At 40.3% G+C, this 18,507-nt stretch carries 12 protein-coding genes; 7 read left to right on the forward strand and 5 right to left on the reverse strand.

The window, feature by feature from the left end; genetic code table 11:
* Nucleotides 1-53: 53 nt before the first annotated feature.
* On the reverse strand, nt 54-665 hold the full coding sequence (locus LY11_RS06430) for a porin family protein (protein WP_111632894.1): 612 nt from the start codon (nt 663-665) through the stop codon (nt 54-56).
* Nucleotides 666-989: 324 nt separating this feature from the next.
* On the opposite strand from LY11_RS06430, the gene LY11_RS06435 reads away from it, so the two are divergent.
* Nucleotides 990-2,693, forward strand: coding sequence for a glycoside hydrolase family 3 protein (locus LY11_RS06435; RefSeq protein ID WP_111632895.1), 1,704 nt, complete (start codon nt 990-992; stop codon nt 2,691-2,693).
* A gap of 68 nt (nt 2,694-2,761) precedes the next feature.
* Here the strand turns inward: LY11_RS06435 and hmpA are convergent, their stop codons facing one another.
* Complete coding sequence (hmpA, locus tag LY11_RS06440; protein WP_245952627.1) at nt 2,762-3,976, reverse strand: NO-inducible flavohemoprotein; 1,215 nt, start codon at nt 3,974-3,976, stop codon at nt 2,762-2,764.
* Nucleotides 3,977-4,187: 211 nt separating this feature from the next.
* On the opposite strand from hmpA, the gene LY11_RS06445 reads away from it, so the two are divergent.
* Nucleotides 4,188-4,628 carry an RrF2 family transcriptional regulator gene (locus tag LY11_RS06445; RefSeq protein ID WP_111632896.1) on the forward strand — a complete coding sequence of 147 codons (441 nt, stop codon included), beginning with the start codon at nt 4,188-4,190 and terminating at the stop codon, nt 4,626-4,628.
* A gap of 1 nt (nt 4,629) precedes the next feature.
* Here LY11_RS06445 and LY11_RS06450 read toward each other — a convergent pair whose 3' ends face one another.
* Nucleotides 4,630-5,160 carry a thioredoxin family protein gene (locus tag LY11_RS06450; protein ID WP_111632897.1) on the reverse strand — a complete coding sequence of 177 codons (531 nt, stop codon included), beginning with the start codon at nt 5,158-5,160 and terminating at the stop codon, nt 4,630-4,632.
* 95 nt (nt 5,161-5,255) lie between these two features.
* Between LY11_RS06450 and LY11_RS06455 the strand changes: the two genes are divergently transcribed.
* From LY11_RS06455 to LY11_RS06470, 4 genes are all read left to right on the forward strand, one after another.
* Nucleotides 5,256-8,492, forward strand: coding sequence for a UvrD-helicase domain-containing protein (locus LY11_RS06455; RefSeq protein ID WP_111632898.1), 3,237 nt, complete (start codon nt 5,256-5,258; stop codon nt 8,490-8,492).
* 16 nt (nt 8,493-8,508) lie between these two features.
* Entirely contained in the window at nt 8,509-11,418 is a 2,910-nt protein-coding gene (locus LY11_RS06460) for a PD-(D/E)XK nuclease family protein (RefSeq protein WP_111632899.1), read from the forward strand.
* 105 nt (nt 11,419-11,523) lie between these two features.
* A complete protein-coding gene (locus tag LY11_RS06465) occupies nt 11,524-12,510 on the forward strand; it encodes a pyruvate dehydrogenase complex E1 component subunit beta (protein WP_111632900.1) in 987 nt (328 codons plus the stop codon).
* Between the two features lie 145 nt (nt 12,511-12,655).
* Nucleotides 12,656-14,965 carry a Tex family protein gene (locus tag LY11_RS06470; protein ID WP_111632901.1) on the forward strand — a complete coding sequence of 770 codons (2,310 nt, stop codon included), beginning with the start codon at nt 12,656-12,658 and terminating at the stop codon, nt 14,963-14,965.
* 10 nt (nt 14,966-14,975) lie between these two features.
* On the opposite strand, the gene LY11_RS06475 is transcribed toward LY11_RS06470, so the two are convergent.
* A complete protein-coding gene (locus tag LY11_RS06475; RefSeq protein WP_111632902.1) occupies nt 14,976-15,365 on the reverse strand; it encodes a hypothetical protein in 390 nt (129 codons plus the stop codon).
* A 3-nt stretch (nt 15,366-15,368) separates the two neighbouring features.
* Entirely contained in the window at nt 15,369-16,805 is a 1,437-nt protein-coding gene (locus LY11_RS06480) for an MFS transporter (RefSeq protein ID WP_111632903.1), read from the reverse strand.
* 85 nt (nt 16,806-16,890) lie between these two features.
* On the opposite strand from LY11_RS06480, the gene LY11_RS06485 reads away from it, so the two are divergent.
* Nucleotides 16,891-17,760, forward strand: coding sequence for an AraC family transcriptional regulator (locus LY11_RS06485; RefSeq protein WP_111632904.1), 870 nt, complete (start codon nt 16,891-16,893; stop codon nt 17,758-17,760).
* Nucleotides 17,761-18,507 lie beyond the last annotated feature (747 nt).

The raw sequence follows: 18,507 nt of genomic DNA on the forward strand, positions 1-18,507 counted from the left end.
GCCCTGCTTCTGATTAAAGAAGACAGGGCTGATTTTCCATAGGTATGGATATATTAAAATTTGATACCTACACCAACAGAGAATACCTGATTCCTGAATTCTGGTGTAGAAGAAGTCCCATTTTCATTGTTTTTCTGGAAATCCAGTGCGTAACGTCCATGAATATCAAATTTATCATTGACATCATATCTGAAACCGATTAAACCACCAACCAGACTTTTCTTAAACCTGTCTGAATCATTCTCTACATTGGTTTGTTCTACAGTTCCGAAGCCATTGTCAAACTTGTTTTTAGTAGACAATAAGAAGGAAACCTGTGGACCAGCAACAATATTAAAACTGCTTCCCAGTCTGAAACTAGCCAGAATAGGCACATCAATAAAGCTTGTTGTTTGTCTGAACTCTCCAAGTGAAGAAGTTAACTTGTAACCCTTTTGCGAATACAAAACTTCCGGTGTGAAAGCAAGTCCCGCAATTAATGGGATTTCTACAGTTACCCCTGCATTAAAACCTGTTTTTACTTTGGTGTCGAAGTTGTTGTTGCCATCGCCTTTGATAATGTCTGATAGATTTAATCCGGCTTTAACACCAAATTTAATCCTATCCTGTGCACTTGCTGCTGTAGCTACAAAAAGGCCAATAGCCAAAATAAAGATCTTTTTCATGAGTATGTATTTATTTTTTAATGGTTATGGAGCTATCATGATTTTATTTCCATTTCGTTGTGTGATTTGAAAAATCATGATGGTTTCATATTCTATATCTATTAATTTTGTGATTAACGCGGTGTGCATAGAAATAAATGTGCCAGTTTAAGAGATCTCAGGAATATAAAAAATTGACACTGCCCTTAAGTATTGATATACAGTAGCTTGTTTCCTGTTTTTTAAATTGACTTTCAGCACTGAAACCGTTCCTTGTGTATCAAATCTGATACATTGATTTGATGGTTTTAATTAACTTTGTTTCATTAACCATATCAATTATTCATGATTCACAAAAAGTTCCCCGTACTGATCGTGCTGCTATTATTTATCTTTTCTGCTCAGGCACAAAAGAAATCTTATATCCAGAGTTTGGATGACCCGAACCATTGGGTAGATTCTGTGCTGCATAAATTAAAAAAACGTCATAAGATTGCGCAATTATTTTTTGTGAGAGCGCATACCAATAAAGGACAAGCCTTTGAAGATTCTGTCGGACTCGTGATCAAAAAAGAGCGTATTGGTGGATTGGTTTTCTTTCAGGGCGGCCCCGGCAGACAAGCTATCTTAACTAATAAATACCAGGCACTGGCGCGTACCCCCTTATTAATTGCTTCTGACGGAGAATGGGGATTGGGCATGCGTCTGGATAGTACGATCTCTTATCCTTATCAAATGGCACTCGGCGCTATACAAGATAAAGAGCTGATTTATAAAATGGGGCTGGAAGTTGCTAAAGATTATAAAAGAATAGGGATGCAAATGAATCTCTCGCCTGATGTAGATATTAATAACAATCCTAAAAATCCAATTATCAATTACCGTTCTTTTGGTGAAAACAAATATAATGTAGCAGTGAAAGCTGGTGCTTACCTCAAAGGAATGCAGGACGGTGGTTTATTAGTCACGCTCAAACACTTTCCAGGACACGGAGATACAGATGTAGATTCACACTATGACCTTCCTCAGCTTAATTTTACGAAAGCCCGTTTGGATAGTCTGGAAATATACCCTTTCAAAGAGCTGATCCGCGAAGGTGCTGCGGGCGTAATGATTGCACATATGAATATCCCTTCGCTGGATAAAACACCCAACCTACCTTCCACCTTATCAAAACCTATTGTTACCGATCTTTTAAAAGGAGAACTGGGTTTCCGCGGATTGATTGTTACCGATGCCATGGAAATGAAAGGGGTAGTGAAGAATTTTAAAGACGGTGAAGCCGATGTAATGGGAGTTATTGCAGGAAATGATATTCTGGAACTTTCTGAGAATAGTAAAAGAGCAGTTAAACTGGTGCGTCAGGCAGTGAGGGACGGAAGGATCAGTATGGAAAGGATTGACGAAAGTGTTCGCAAGATCTTAATTGCTAAATACTGGTCAGGAGTTTATCAAAGAGATACCATAAATACACATAACGTTGCCACTGAAGTTAACAGAGCAGAGAGCCTGACTTTGTTACAGCAATTAGCTGATGCGTCCATGACTATTTTAAATGGTGATGGGGGCATAAAATCGTTGAGCCTGGTCAAGAGAACGGCTATTGTAAGTATGGGTACGCCTGATATAACAGTATTTCAACGGGAGCTGGGTAAATTTTATACCAATTGTATGTTCTTTAATTTAGATAAAGCGGCAAATGCAAATGCAGTTGCCGGGGTGATGAAACAATTGGCCGGTTTTGACCAGGTGATTATTGGAATTCATGATACCAGGTTACGTCCGGGGAATGGCATGGAGCTGAGCGGTGATTTAAAGATGCTGATCAGAGATATGGCCACTAAGAATACGGTGTTCGCATTATTTGCTAATCCGTATAACCTGGCCAGTTTGCCGGGCATAGAAAATGCTAAATCTTTAGTTGTAGGCTATCAGAAAGAAGATTATATGCAGAAAGCTGCAGCTGAAGTTATAGGAAATGTAAAAGTAGCTACAGGAAAACTGCCGGTTACAGTCAACAATTTCTTCAGGTTTAACGCTGGATTATAAGTTCAGCAACTGAAATAAAAAAGGAGGCAATTTATTGCCTCCTTTTTTATGCCCTGTTTTTTAGCTGCTTAGTTCATCTGCAGCAATTGAGGTCCGAATTCTTCAAAAAAGATTAATTTCTTATCAACGCCCTTTGCCTGAAGGTCCTGATATTGTTTGGTGATAAAAGCCGATGGACCGCAGATGAAATAACTGGTATCCGGGTCATTGTGTAATTCCGGGATACTGTTAATATCCAGGTAACCTTCTAATATGCCATCCGCTTTATCTTCTGGAGTCACTATATTGTAGAACGTATGCTGTTTCACATTGCTTTTTGTGGCCGTAATGTGATCAAGATGATTTTTAAAAGCATGAACGGATTTGTTCCTGCAACCATGTAACCATGTAATCGGATTTTCGTGATCTTGTTCTACCAGGCTTTGCAACATACTCATTAGCGGTGTCAGGCCCACACCTCCGCTGATCAGCACAATCGGAGCCGTTGGATTTTCTGTGAGTACAAAATTACCGGCAGGAGAGGTCAGGTCTAAAATGTCTCCCTCATTTACCGAATCGTGAAGATAATTACTGATTAAGCCGTTAGCATCCAGATCCGGGCCTTTTTCTCTTTTTACTGAAATACGGTAGTAATCATCATTAGGTGCACTTGAAATGCTATATTGGCGGGCCTGGTTTAAATTCAGGGATTTAAGAAAAGTACGGATACTTAAATATTGACCAGGGAGGTGAGGTGTTACTTTTCCGCCGTCACTTGGGTATAGATAAAAAGAAGTGATTTCTGCCGACTCTGCTTCCTTCTTGCCCAATATAAATGGCCTCCAGCCTGTCCACCCATTCGTTTTTAATGTTTGCTGTTCATAGAGTTTAGCCTCATGACCAGACATCAGGTTAGCTAATTGCAGATAAGCAATTCCCCAGGCCTCTATAATTTCAGGTGTGGCCGCATCACCTAAAACTTCTTTGATAGACTCGATCAGGTGGTTACCCACAATCATATAATGTTCAGGACGAATATCTAAACTGGTATGTTTATGTCCAATGCGGTCTACTACAGGCAGCAGTACCATAGGATTGGCTATATTTTCCGCATAAGCAAGTACAGCCATAGCCAATGCGGTTTGTTGTTTCCCGCTTTGCTGATTTCCCATGTTAAAAATATTTTTCAACTCTGGATTATGCGTAAACATTCGTTTGTAGAAATGTGTGGTCAATAAAACGCCGTTTTCTTTTAGAATTGGTACTGTTGCTGTGATCAGTTTTTTTTGTTCGTCAGTCATCATAAAATATATTAATACCTTTTTATCCTTTATTATAGTGCAGCTTTGCATTCTTTAAGGCATGCTGGTATGGTTTGATGGGTCAAATATAGTAAATAAATAATAAAAGACTAAAATGTCTTTTATTATTTTAACGCTTAAGATGAGATTCTTAAAAGAAATACTACACGCATTCTATGGTTAATTTATTGCTATCTTTGTTTTATAATCAGAGATGGGAATATTTTCAAAAACTTGTGAGTATGCAATCAGATCAGTCTTCTTCATTGCGCACAGAACAGCCGGGCAGAGCGGCAGGGTAGGCATTAAAGAAATTGCATTGGGGATAGATTCACCAGAACCTTTCCTGGCAAAAATCTTACAGGATTTAAGCCGCAGAGGGATTGTGCAATCTACAAAAGGTCCGAATGGAGGGTTTTACCTTGATAGTGCTTCTTTAGAGAGGCCCTTGAGTGATATTGTCGCCGCTGTAGATGGAAACGATATTTTTTACGGTTGCGGCCTGGGATTAAAACAATGTTCCGAAATCAACCCTTGTCCACTGCATAATGAGTTTAAGGATATTCGGAACAAGATTCACCTGATGCTGCATGAAACAAAAATAGGAGAGTTCAATGCTGAGCTCATGAATGGAATGCTCTCCCTAAAGAAATAAATTACTGCGCAGCGTCTTTTTTGGCATAGGTTGCAGGATCTAATGCTTCGTAAGTCCATCCCTGAAGAAATTCAGTTACTTTTTTAACACTATGCCCTTTACCTTCTTCCAGGTAACCAGAATTCTGGATATGTAATATTTCTCCATCCCCATCAAGGATCACAAACACCGGGTAACCGAAACGTCCGGGATAACCCAAACTAGCCATGATGGCTTCATTTTTATTCTCTTTACTATAATTTACCAGTACAGTCTCATAATGATCGTTCAGGTAAGTTTTCAAAGCAGGCGTGTTATCCACTAAATGATGAAAAGCGATACACCACGAACACCAGTTTCCGCCAACTTGTATAAATACATGTTTTTTGGCTGCTTTAGCCCTGGCAACCGCCGCAGTAATATCAGCTTTGGCATCAGCTGCTGGATTATATATTTTTACTTCTTCTTTTGGTGCTTTAGTTTTGGTAGTCTGTGCAAATGTTGCAGTTGAAATTGCCAGTGTGGCTAACAGAATCAGTGATAGTTTCTTCATGTCTGGTTGTTTTTAATAATTTTAAAGGAAGTTTAAAATCAGCAGTCCAATTTTAAACTTTTCTAAATGTATACAATTTGTCCTAACTTCACCACATGCCTCAACCACTTAAAATATTACAAGCTTCGGCAGGCTCAGGTAAAACATTCAGCCTTACGGCACACTACCTAACACTCTTACTATCTGGGGAAACCAAATACAGGGAGATTCTCGCAGTGACCTTTACCAATAAGGCTACCGAAGAGATGAAAACCCGTATCATGGAAGTGTTAAAAGGCTTTGCGACCGGCGATCAGGAGGTTGAAGACTACAGAACCCTGGTTTTGCAGGCACATCCGGATTTAGATGCAGCCACTTTACAGGAGAAATCAGCCCGGATTTATAAGAAAATACTTCACGATTACAGCCGTTTTTCGGTGAGTACAATTGACGGTTTCGTACAAAAGGTGATCCGCGGTTTTGCCTTTGAACTAGGACTTGACTCCGGTTATAAACTGGAAATGAACTTTGATAAGGTCAAGAACGAACTGGCGGATAAACTCGATGAACAACTGGATGTCAACCCCGAATTGCTGCAATGGATTATTGACCTTGCCTTAGACCGGATCGGCAATAATATCAGCTGGAACTACAGGACTGAATTGACAGATCTGGCCGGAGAAATATTTAAAGAACGCTATCAGCCATTTGACAATGCCATCCAGGAACTGGTGCAGCATACAGATATGAATGTGCTGTTTGGAGATTACCATAAAGCAACTAAAAAACAGATCACGCTGTTTGAAGAAACCATTCAGCAGCTCTCTATAAAAGCCCTCAGCATTTTTGAAGCTTCAGGAGTTAGCCCCGATTTGTTAAAAGGGAAGTCCAGATCTCCGCTAAACAACCTGAAGAAAATTGCAGATGAAGACTTTGATAAAGTAGAAAGTTTAGGCAAACTCATTGATGAACCTGAAGAATGGTTTAAACCAGGAAGCGATATTTCATTATATGATATACTGAATCCGGTGATCCGCGATTTATATCAGGCTTATACCAATGGACTGCCTGAATATATCTTAGCACAGGCTTTCAATAAAAATTTATATTATCTGCGTCTGATGCAGGAAATGGCCATTCTGTTGAAAACCTACCGGGAAGAAAGCGAAAGTTTACTCATCAGTGATGCACAAAACCTGCTGAAAGGAATTACCGGTGATGACGATGACAACCCTGCATTTATCTGGGAAAAAACAGGCAGCCGTTACCGTCACTTCTTATTTGATGAGTTTCAGGATACCTCAGCCAATCAATGGGGGAATTTCAGGCCGCTGTTAAAAAATGCAATGGCAGAAGCCAACGGGGCACTCATTGATCATTTGATAGTGGGGGACGTGAAACAATCCATTTACAGATGGCGGAATGGTGACTGGAATATTCTTCACCAGCAGGCTAAAAAAGACATTGGCAGCACTTATGTAACGGATTCCAGTTTGGAAGAGAATTACAGGAGTACCAAAAACATCATTGAATTTAATAATATCCTGTTTAAGGCACTGCCCATACTGATGCAGCAAAACATCAACAGTACAGTAGAAGCACAGGCGGCTAATCTGAACCTTCAGGAATGGTGGGAAGACAAAGGCTTTAGTCATATTATTACCGATGTTTATGCAGAAGCGGAACAAAAACTTACCCCAAGAACAGCAGACGGAGGCACTATTGATTTTAATGTTTTAAAAACAGATGAAAATGATGCCCCATTAAATAAAACAACCTTTAAGACAGCAGCACTTCGTAAAATGGTTGAAACGCTTAAACGTCTTTTAATCGAAGAAAAGCGCTACCAGGCGGGTGATGCCTGCGTACTGGTACGCTCCAATTCAGAAGCGATTGCTGTAGTAGATATATTGATGGAGAACAACATCAATGTAATTTCCGGAGAAGCACTACTCATTGAGAACAATACCGCAGTGAAAATATTAATTGATACTTTGATGGTGATGGCAGGCATGTCCTCCAATACTGCCTTATATAAAGCAAATTGTATCAGTTTATATGCACAGCTACAACAACGTACCCTTGACCCTGCTTCCTTATTTAACCTGAAAAGCAAGCAGCTGGAAGAATTAACCGGAGTATTACCCGCTGATTTATGTATGCACTGGCGCAGCTGGATGCAACAACCACTACCAGAATTACTCGAAAAACTGATCTCCGCTTACGGCTTAAATGAAGCGGCATATGCAAATCATCTACCTTATCTGTTTGCTTTGAGAGATTTGGCAGGAAACGTTGGCCGCCAGGGAGAAAAAGGGATTACCTCATTTTTGAAATACTGGGAAGAAGAGGGGAGCAGAAAAACCCTGCCTTCTTCAGAAAGCACAGATGCTGTACAAGTGATTACGATCCATAAATCTAAAGGTCTTGCCTTTAAAGTAGTGATGATCCCTTTTTGTAATTGGGACATCAATGGAAAGATCAATAGTATCTTTTGGGTGCCCGCTGCAAATACCCCGTACCATCAGCTCCAAAGTATCCCGCTCAAATATACTTCAGCCTTAGGGGCATCGGCTGTTGCCATTCCCTACTACGAAGAATTGCTATATAACAATATGGATGCTTTAAATATGCTTTATGTAGCCACAACGCGCACCAAAGAATATTTATACGTGAGTTGTCTGGGCAAAAAATCTGAGAGTATCAGTACGATCGGAGACTTGTTAATCCGGATCTTTGAAGATCAGGTTACCCCCGAAGGACAATTCCTTTTAGAAGAAAAGGTTGTTAAAAAAGTATCAGGAAATTCATCCGCACACCCGGGACCCGAAATTATTGATCTGAAAGAATATCCATTGTCAGGAAGGCTCAGCGAAGTTTTTAACAGTGACCTGAGAAAGAAAGAAATTGATATGTTATTAAATGATAGTGCAGGCAGGGAGGGAAGTATTTTACATGAAGTACTGGCCCGCGCAGCCGCTATCAATGATATAGATGAGGTTTTGGCACAGATGCTCACAGAAGGCTTCTTTAAAGAAAAGGAAGTCGCAGATTTCAGAAAGCAGGCCATGATTGTTTTAGAACATGAAGCGCTTCAAAATCTATTGCTGAACAGTAAACAAAGTGTCAGTGAAAAGAGTATTATTGATATTACGGGTAAAAGTTACCGTCCGGATAAGGTCTTGTTTACAGAAACAGAGGTAATCGTGATTGACTATAAATTCACTAAAAAACAAAGCCGTAACCACGTCAAACAAGTACATGGCTACCGTGATCTTTTACAGGAAATGGGTTATCCGAAAGTAAGTGCCTATTTATTTTATGCCACGATTGGCGAATTGATTTTAGTATAACAGCCAGTTTAAAAACATGAAAGCATTTTTAAAAGAAGTTGCAGAAGATTTAGTGGACAGGTTAGGGAATACGCTGCACAATTCTGCTGTGATCTTTAACAATAAACGACCTGTACCCTATTTGCAGCATCATCTGGCGGATACGATTGGTAAACCTTTCTGGAGTCCGTCGTTTTATACCATACAGGAATTTTTTGCCCGATCAACAGATTTACTGATCGCTGATGGCTTTACACAGTTCTTCACATTGCATCAGCAATACAATGAATTGCTAAAAGCAGAGGGCGCGAAGGAGATCAATCCTGACGTATTTTATCCTATTGCAAGAATTATATTAAGTGATTTTGCCCAGATAGACAATGACCTGGTAAATGCAGATCAGTTATTTGAAGAACTGGAAGACATCGCGGTCATTGAAAAAGACTTTCAGCACCTCACCTTAGAGCAGCAGCAATTTCTGGAGCAATTCTGGACTTCATTTTCTACAGGAAAGCAGAAAAATCACCAGGAGCAGTTTATCCGGATGTGGCGCAGGATGCCTAAACTATACCGGGGCTTTCATGAGGCGCTGGCTTCAAAAGGGCTGACTTCGATGGCACATGTTTACCGGAAACTCGCGAATGGTACAGCAGATAAACCAGGTTTTATTGATGATTTTGCTAAAGGAAAGTTAGTCTTTGCCGGGTTTAATGCCTTAAGCAATGCCGAAGCAGTAATTTTTAAACGCTGGAATGAGACTGAGAAAGCGCTCTTTTATTTCGATACCGATACTTATTACATGGAGGATGATACGCAGGAAGCTGGATTATTCCTTCGTAAAAATATTCAAAGACTAGGCTTGCCCAATGCGCTTGGACAAAGCAGGCCGCTGATCAGATCAGTGCAGAAAGAAGTTAAAGTCTATAAAACACAAGGCCAGACTGCACAGGCAAAGATCTTGCAACAGGAACTGGAAGAAGACTACCCAATTCTGGACGCTGCGGATAATGCAGGAAAAATAGCTTTAATCCTTGCGGATGAGAGTTTATTATTGCCTGTTTTACAAACTATACCTACGCACTATGATGCAGAAGGGAAGCGTACTGCAGTAGACCTGAATGTAACGATGGGTTACCCACTGTTAGCGACTTCCATCTTTGGACTGGCAGATATATGGCTTTCTGTACAATCTCAGCTGGCAGGTGGGAAAAAAGATACCGTCAACCATAGAGAGGTGGAGGCATTTTTATCACATCCCCTGATCGGTATTTCACAAGAAATAAGAAATACATTACAACTTGAAATTTTAGCCAAACAGTTAATTGAAGTTGATATTCCTTTATTGCAGCGTTCCGGAGAATTGGCCCAGCTATTTTTTACCAAAAGAAATACGGCGGCTTCGGCTATTGTCAATCTTCAGGAGGTTTTTAAAGCTGTTTTAACACAGCAGGTAGAAGAAAAGACGTTAAAACAAACCGAGGTAGATTTATTTATTGCAACGATCAAAGAGCTGAACCGTCTGCATGATACCCTGGCAGAATTTGCTGCCCGTTTACCTCTGCCATTTGTTTTGTCACTGATTCAAAAAGCAGTACAGGGAATTGCGGTTCCTTTAAGCGGAGAACCTTTAGAAGGTGTACAGGTGATGGGTTTACTGGAAAGCAGGAGCCTGGATTTTGACCATGTTTATATATTAGGCGTAAATGAAGGTATTTTGCCACAGGTAAGTGCGTCGCCAAGTTTTATTCCTGACAGTATCAGAAGAGCTTACGGGCTTCCGGTTATTGAGAATCAGGATGCGATCTCGGCGTATATGTTTTACAGGCTGCTGCAACGTTCAAGAAAGATAAGCCTGGTTTACAATGGGCAGGCAGATGACAATACAACAGGAGAACCGAGCAGGTTTTTACGTCAGCTGGAGTTTGAAAGCGGGTATAGCTTTACCTATTATGACCAGTCGCAATCCGTAGCGACAGAACATCCGGTCACCGTTCAGATTAAAAAAGAAGGTGACGTTTTGAACCGTTTAACCCTTTACCTGGATCAGCAAGACCCTTCGGTAAGGATTTCTGCCACAGCAATTACCACATATATGAACTGTCCGGTGCAGTTTTTTTATAAGTATATCGCTAAAATAGAAGAGCCGAAAGAACTATCTGAGAACCTGGAAGCGAACTACATCGGCTCCATGCTTCACTTTGTGCTGGAAAAATTCTACGAAGAATTGAAAGCAGAAACTCCTTATATCACTAAAGAGCGGATTGTTGCCCATCGCAAAAATCTGCCCCGCTTAACCGAGCTGGCCTTTGTGAAAGTGATGTATGATGATGAAAAACAGGTACTCTCAGCCAATGGAATGCAACAGGTAGTGCTGGCAATTGTGACCGAATATGCGAATGTAATTCTTGACCATGATGAAAAAGAAGCTCCGTTTTCTATCATAGGGTTAGAGAGTAAGGATGAGATCTATTTCAAAATCAATGTTGCAGGTGTAGAAAGGCAGGTTACCTTACATGGGATTATTGATAGGGTGGATCAGAAAAATGGAGTAACACGGGTTGTCGATTATAAAACCGGGCGTGATGAACTTCAATATAGTTCGCTGGAAGAGATTTTTGATGCGGAAACTGACAAGCAGAATAAGGCATTGATCCAAACTCTTTTTTACACCTATGTATATGAACAGTCCAGAGGGATAACGGACATGGAACCTAACTTATACCTGATCCGCAAGATGAGAAAAGAAGGGACATTGTTTAGCTTTTCTGAAGGAAGAGGTAAAAAATTACAGCTGCAAGCCGAATATTTAGTGGACTTGAAAAAAGATTTTAGCCGTCTGCTACGGGAGAAACTGGAGGAATTATTTAATCCGGAAATCCCTTTTATACATACTACACTAGCCGATAATTGTACATATTGTCCTTATTTGTCCCTTTGCGGCAAGTAGGGCAACAATAGCGCTAATAATAATCGCTTTGTAATGTAATTAAAACAAACTTTATTATTACGTTACAATAGTTATATTTGCCGGCAGTTAACATTTGAATATACAATGAGAGAGATTCAATTTAGAGAAGCTTTGCGTGAGGCTTTGAGCGAAGAAATGCGTAAGAATGAAAACGTATTCTTAATGGGCGAAGAAGTTGCGCAATACAATGGTGCATACAAAGTAAGTCAGGGAATGCTTGATGAGTTTGGTGACAAACGTATCATCGATACGCCAATTGCTGAGCTTGGTTTTACCGGTATCGGTATTGGTGCTGCAATGAATGGGTTAATTCCAATCATAGAATTTATGACATTCAACTTCTCCCTGGTTGCAATCGATCAGATTATAAACGGAGCTGCAAAAATGTTATCCATGAGCGGTGGTCAGTTTTCTATTCCAATCGTATTCCGTGGCCCAACAGGTAATGCAGGTCAGTTAGGTGCACAACACTCTCAGAATTTTGAGAACTGGTATGCAAACTGTCCAGGTTTGAAGGTTGTTATTCCTTCAACTCCTTACGAAGCTAAAGGTTTATTAAAACAAGCTATCATTGATCCGGATCCGGTTATTTTCATGGAATCTGAGGTGATGTATGGTGATAAAGGTGAAGTTCCTGAAGAGGAATATTACCTGCCAATCGGAAAAGCAAGAATCGTTAAAGAAGGTACTGATGTAACTATCGTTACTTTTGGTAAAATGCTGACACGTGTTGTTAATCCGGCTGTAGAAGAATTAACTAAAGAAGGAATCAGTGTTGAAGTTATCGATTTACGTACTGTACGTCCTATCGATTATCCTGCAATCATTGAATCAGTTAAGAAAACAAACCGTCTGGTAATTGTAGAAGAAGCATGGCCATTGGCTTCAATTTCTTCTGAAATTGCTTTCAACGTACAAAAAAATGCGTTTGATCATTTAGATGCACCAGTTTTACGTATTACTTGTGCTGATGTACCATTACCATATGCACCAACTTTAATCGCTGCCAGCTTACCAAACGCTGAACGTGTAATTAAAGCAGTGAAAGAAGTAATGTACGTAACAAAATAAGTTATTAAGAACTGTTGATATATAATCCCGCTGGCTAACCCCATGCGGGATTTTTTGTTTTTTACCTTTACCCGGAAGAAATTTAAATTCACAGAAACTGCCTTACCGATAAGCTGTTTCTTAAAACATCACCCAATATTTTAACATGAATAATCACTCAAAGATTATTGCTGCAGAACTAGCAGTCTCAGAAAAACAGGTTATTGCAACTATTGAATTATTAGATGAAGGAGCGACTGTACCTTTTATTTCCCGTTACCGTAAAGAGGTGACCGGAAGCTTAGATGAGGTACAGGTGGCTGCGGTTCGTGACCGTTTCCAGCAACTACGTGAGTTAGACAAAAGACGCGAAGCTATTCTGAAAGCACTGACTACGCTGGGTAAATTAACACCAGAGCTTGAAGCGCAGCTGAATGCGGCTGAAAATATCACAACGATTGAAGATATTTATCTGCCTTACAAACCAAAAAGGAAAACAAGAGCTTCTGAAGCCAGACGTAAAGGTTTGGAGCCTTTAGCTCTGTTGATTTTTGAACAGGGGAAATTAAATCCTGACGAAGAAGCGGCTAAATATCTGAATACAGAGCTTGGCGTTGCGAATACGGAGGAAGCTTTGGCAGGTGCAAGGGATATTATTGCAGAAATGATCAATGAAAACGCAGAAGTCCGTACAGATATGCGGAAGTATTTTCAGCAGAAAGCGACCATGAAGTCTTCCGTGATTAAAGGGAAAGAAGAAGAGGGAATAAAATATAAGGATTATTTCGAGTGGGAAGAGTCTGTAAAATCTGCACCTTCTCACCGTGTTTTAGCCATGAGACGCGGAGAAAATGAAGCTATCTTAAAAGTTGAAGCCATGCCTGAAGAGGATGGCGCGATTGCAATTTTAGAAAAACAGGTTATTCAAGGGGATAATGCTGCTGCTAAACAAGTAGAATTGGCTTTACATGATTGTTATAAACGTTTGTTAGGCCCGGCTATGGAAACAGAACTTCGTTTATTAGCTAAACAAAAAGCTGATGAAGAAGCAATCCGTGTATTTGCTGAAAATGCGAGACAATTATTACTGGCTGCACCAATGGGTCAGAAAAATGTATTGGCAATTGATCCGGGCTTCCGTACAGGTTGCAAAGTAGTATGCCTGGACAGACAAGGTAAATTATTAGAGAATACAACAATCTATCCGCACACCGGACAAGGAAATATAAAAAATGCTGCGGATGCAATCCAAAAACTTTGTGTTAAACATGAAGTAGAAGCTATTGCGATTGGAAATGGTACTGCAGGAAGAGAAACTGAAACTTTTATCAGAGGATTAAACCTGCCAGGTGTTCTGATTGTAATGGTGAATGAAAATGGTGCTTCTATTTATTCCGCATCAGAAGTTGCCCGCGAAGAATTCCCAACTCAGGATATTACCGTGCGTGGTGCTGTTTCAATTGGCCGCAGATTAATGGACCCTTTAGCGGAACTGGTTAAAATCGATCCTAAATCTATAGGAGTTGGCCAGTATCAGCATGATGTAGACCAGACTAAGCTTCAGCAGTCACTGGATGATACCGTAATGAGCTGTGTCAACGCAGTAGGTGTAGAATTAAACACAGCTTCTAAGCAAGTTTTAGCTTACGTTTCTGGACTAGGGCCACAGCTGGCTCAAAACATTGTGACTTATAGAAATGAGCATGGTGCGTTCAAAAACCGCGAGAGTTTAAAGAAAGTTCCGCGTTTAGGAGATAAGGCCTATGAGCAGGCGGCAGGTTTCTTAAGGATCAGGGATGCGGCTATGGTACTGGATGCAAGTGGTGTCCACCCGGAGCGTTATGCTTTGGTGAGTCAGATGGCTAAAGATTTAGGTCATTCTGTAGATGAGCTTTTAAAAGATGTAAAACTTCAAAAACAGATCAAATTGCCGCAATATATTAGTGAAAATGTGGGTTTACCTACATTAAATGACATCATGAAGGAATTGGCTAAGCCAGGAAGAGATCCCAGGGAAGCTTTTGAGGCCTTCAGTTTCACGGATGGTGTAAATGAAATCAATGATTTAAAGGTGGGCATGAAGTTGTCGGGTATCGTAACTAACATTACCAATTTCGGTGCTTTTGTGGATATAGGTGTACATCAGGATGGTTTAGTACATACGAGTCAGTTAGCTGATAAATTTGTGGCTAATCCGAATGACGTAGTTAAAGTTAGCCAGAAGGTAGAAGTGACCGTGAAAGAGATTGACGTGGTACGGAAACGTATTTCATTATCTATGAAAAGCGAAAATGCGCCTAAACCTGCTGCACGTGCTAAAGTGGAGCGGCCTGCTACCCATAGAAAGCCTGAAAATAACAGAGCTGAACCGGCTAACAGACCTCAATCTAACAGACCAAAGCCTCAGCAAGCAAAGGCACAACCAGAAGGTGATTTGCAAACGAAGCTGGAAGCTTTGAAAAATAAATTTAAATAATATAGCGTTTTTATAACCAGGTTTCCTGTAAGTGGCGCCATGTTATTTTTCCCTCCTCATCAGCAATAAATAAGGCACCAGATCTGCGGTTATTTGTTGCTGATGAGGTTTTTTGCATTTCATGATATACGATGATAGCCATATTGTCTGCCGAATAGCTCACGATGAACTGATCTGCGACAGCAGAAAATCCAGGTTTGGTGCCAAATACTGTGGGTAACCAGGTGGCCAGGTCCTCCTGTTTTTTAACAGAACCGTCTGGCGCTACCATGATAAAGTCCTGATGCAGCCTTCCCAGTACTTCATTTATATTTTCTCTGCGGGTTTCTCCTGTGAACCATAAAGTAATTGCCTGGTTGAAATCGTGAACTTGTTGTTGTGCTGATTGTGTAATATCCATATTTTAATTTTTTACGGGTAATTTGTTAAGTTTGATCGTCAAAAAGAATGCGGTGATGAAAATGCTGAGCAGACAACCTATCGCAATTGCGAAGGCTGTTTTAAAAGATTGAGTGCTGGATTCCTTATTGAACAGGGAGAAAAAGATAGTTCCGATAACGGCGACACCAATTGCACTGCCCATTTGTATCGCAGTACTCACTATGCCAGCTGCCATCCCGGCTTTCTCGGGTGTAACAGGAGCAAGCGTAATCCTGACGAGTGCCGGCAATACAATGCCATGTCCCATACCGGCAATCATTAAGCCTGCATAGAGTAAAAATCCGGGGGCAGGATAACATATCGTAGCTATAATCACCATTGTATAGCCTGTTGATAATAGTCCCAATGCGAGTAATACAACCGATGAACCTAGCTTTCTCGTGAGCATTGCACTGGTTAAAGGGCCAATAAAAAATCCTGCTGCATAAGGCAGTACAGCTAATCCGGCAGAAAGAACATTCCAATGAAGACCATTTTGTAAATAATACGGATAGATCATAAAGAATGCTGCGGTACTGTTAAAGAAGAAAATAATGATTGCTCCGGTCACGAAATGCTTGTTGCGGAACATATTCAGGTCAATTAAAGGATCATTGCCTTTAGCGACTGCCTTTTTTTCTAGTTTAATAAATGTAATTAATACAGGAATTGCGGCTGCGAAACATAAAAATATCCATAATGGCCAGCCTTCTTCTCTCCCTTTGATGAGTGGATAGATGATTAAGAACAAGGCAAGGGAAAGAAAAAATATCCCGGGAATATCAAGTTTTGGTTGTTTTGCTGGTTTGTTTTCTGGTAAAATGAAAAAAGCAAGGATGATAGTTAGTAATCCGATGGGGATATTGAGCATAAAAACCGATTCCCAGGTGAATCCAAAAGGGTGAATTTCCAGGAGTATACCACCTAAAAGCTGACCAGCAATAGAAGCCAGACCGAAAGTTGCGCCAAAGAAACCCATTGCTTTCGGTTGTTCATTTTCAGGAAAAATAATTCTGATGGAGGATAAAACTTGTGGGGCAAGCAGGGCAGCTGCTAATCCCTGTAGTATCCTTGCGCCAATTAACAATTGGATATTTTGGGCAAAACCGCAGATAGCAGAGGAACTGGTGAATAAAAGCATCCCGATTATAAACATGCGCTTTCTTCCATAAATATCACCGAGTCTGCCCCCTGTTACTACTAATACGGCATAAGTTGCTCCATAAGCTATAATGATAAATTGTAATTGACTTGCTGTTGCATGGAGCGCTTCTTTAATAGCTGGTAGGGCAACATTGACGATGAAAAAATCGAGCGGAGATAAAAATGCACCCATGAGCAATACAAATAAGGCGAGCCATCTTTGGGTATAGGGGGAAGTTTGTTGAGTTAATGAGGTATCCTGAACTGCTTTTTGCATGGGTAATTTTTTTATCCTGCAAAGGAAGGCTGCGTAGTTAAGAGTTGAATTGTATTTTAAGAGGGTTGTCTTGTACCTTTGCAGGATGGTTACACAAGATATAAGAGCGCTTTTTGAAATTTCTATTCTGGAAAGAGAATCCGGAATGACCAGAACGGAGCAGCTTAATTATTTTCAGCTGATCTATATTCAGCAGGGGAAGGGGAATCATCTTGTAAATGGGAATAGTTATTTGTATCAAAGTGGAAAGCTGTTTTTTCTGGCTCCTGAAGATTCGCATGCTTTTAACATAGAAAGTCCGACACGTTTTGTACATATCCGTTTTTCAGAAGTCTCTTTTTTTAAACTTCAGGCTGAGGCCGGACAGCTGGATTATTGCGACTGGATGAAAAAAATCGGTTATATCTTTCATAATTATCATGCTAAGGCAGGGTGTTTGTTTAAAAATGAGCAGGACGAAGTGTTTGGATTAGCGTTAATGGAAGGCATTGTACGCGAACATGAGCAAAAGGAAATTGGCTCTTTGGCAATTATTCGTCAGTCGGTTTCTATTCTGATCAATTTAATTGCCCGTAATATTATCCGGACGGAGTCTGATGAAAAGCTGGAGAGAGGCAGTGAATCAGCGGTAATGAAGATTATAGCTTATTTACAGCAGCATATTTATGAACCTGAAAGTTTAAAAATGCAGGTTATCGCGGATGAGTTTCATCTTTCTGTGAATTATTTGGGAGAGTATTTTAAAAAGCGTACCGGGGAAAGCATTCAGGAATATTTGATTAATTATAAATTGAAGCTGATAGATACACGTCTTGTGTACAGTAATATGCTCTTGAAAGAGATTGCCCAGGAGCTTAATTTTACTGATGAGAGCCATTTATCCAGAATATTTAAGAAATACAGAGGGTTAACACCTGGTGCTTACAGGCGAAGACATAAAGCTATTGAAATTTAGCAGCACTATTTTTCTGTAATCCTGCTGATTGCTGATCACAGCACAGCGTGTAAGGTTCGGTTGCATTTTCCTTTAATAAAGGATTTTGTACTGTATTTCTAATTGTTTTCCTTTTTCAATCGGCATTTCCTGCAATTTTAGCACAATTCTGAGGCATTCCTTCGGATTAATTTTCTTCTTTTTTAGCGGTGGGTTAGGGTTTGGAAGTAATTGTGGTTATAACGGATTTTAAAGATCGCGGTTTAGTTATAGCGTATGTATATATAGTATAAGGAGAAAAAGAGGAATTAAGCTATTAAATGGAGGTTAGGGAGATATTGAGAGGGGTTTTGGTGTGTTTTGAAAAGGACCGGATCTTGTTTGTCCTTGTTTGTGGGCTGTATAAATTGCTGTTTAACAGGGTCTTTGCTTAGGTTCTGCTGCAGTCTGAAGCGGGGGTGACAGGGGGGGATATGGGTTGATTAAAGTAAATCAGTGAAATAACCGATCAGGTCAAGCGAATCCAGTACAGTTATAGAAGAGAAGTGCCACTGTAGTGTATTAGAACGACCTTGAAACGACTTTGGAATGAGGTTAGAATGACTGTGGTCATTGCAAGGTCATTCCAACCTCATTCCAACCTCATCCCAAGGTCATTCCAAGGCACTATTCAACCCCTTCTCAACACCTGTTCTTGAGGGCGAGGCCATGTTTTGGGTTTTTACTGATGTTATATAGTATAATAGTGGTGTTTTAAAGCCAGGCTTG

Origin of the sequence: Pedobacter cryoconitis, from assembly GCF_003259615.1 — a bacterium.
GTDB lineage: Bacteria > Bacteroidota > Bacteroidia > Sphingobacteriales > Sphingobacteriaceae > Pedobacter > Pedobacter cryoconitis.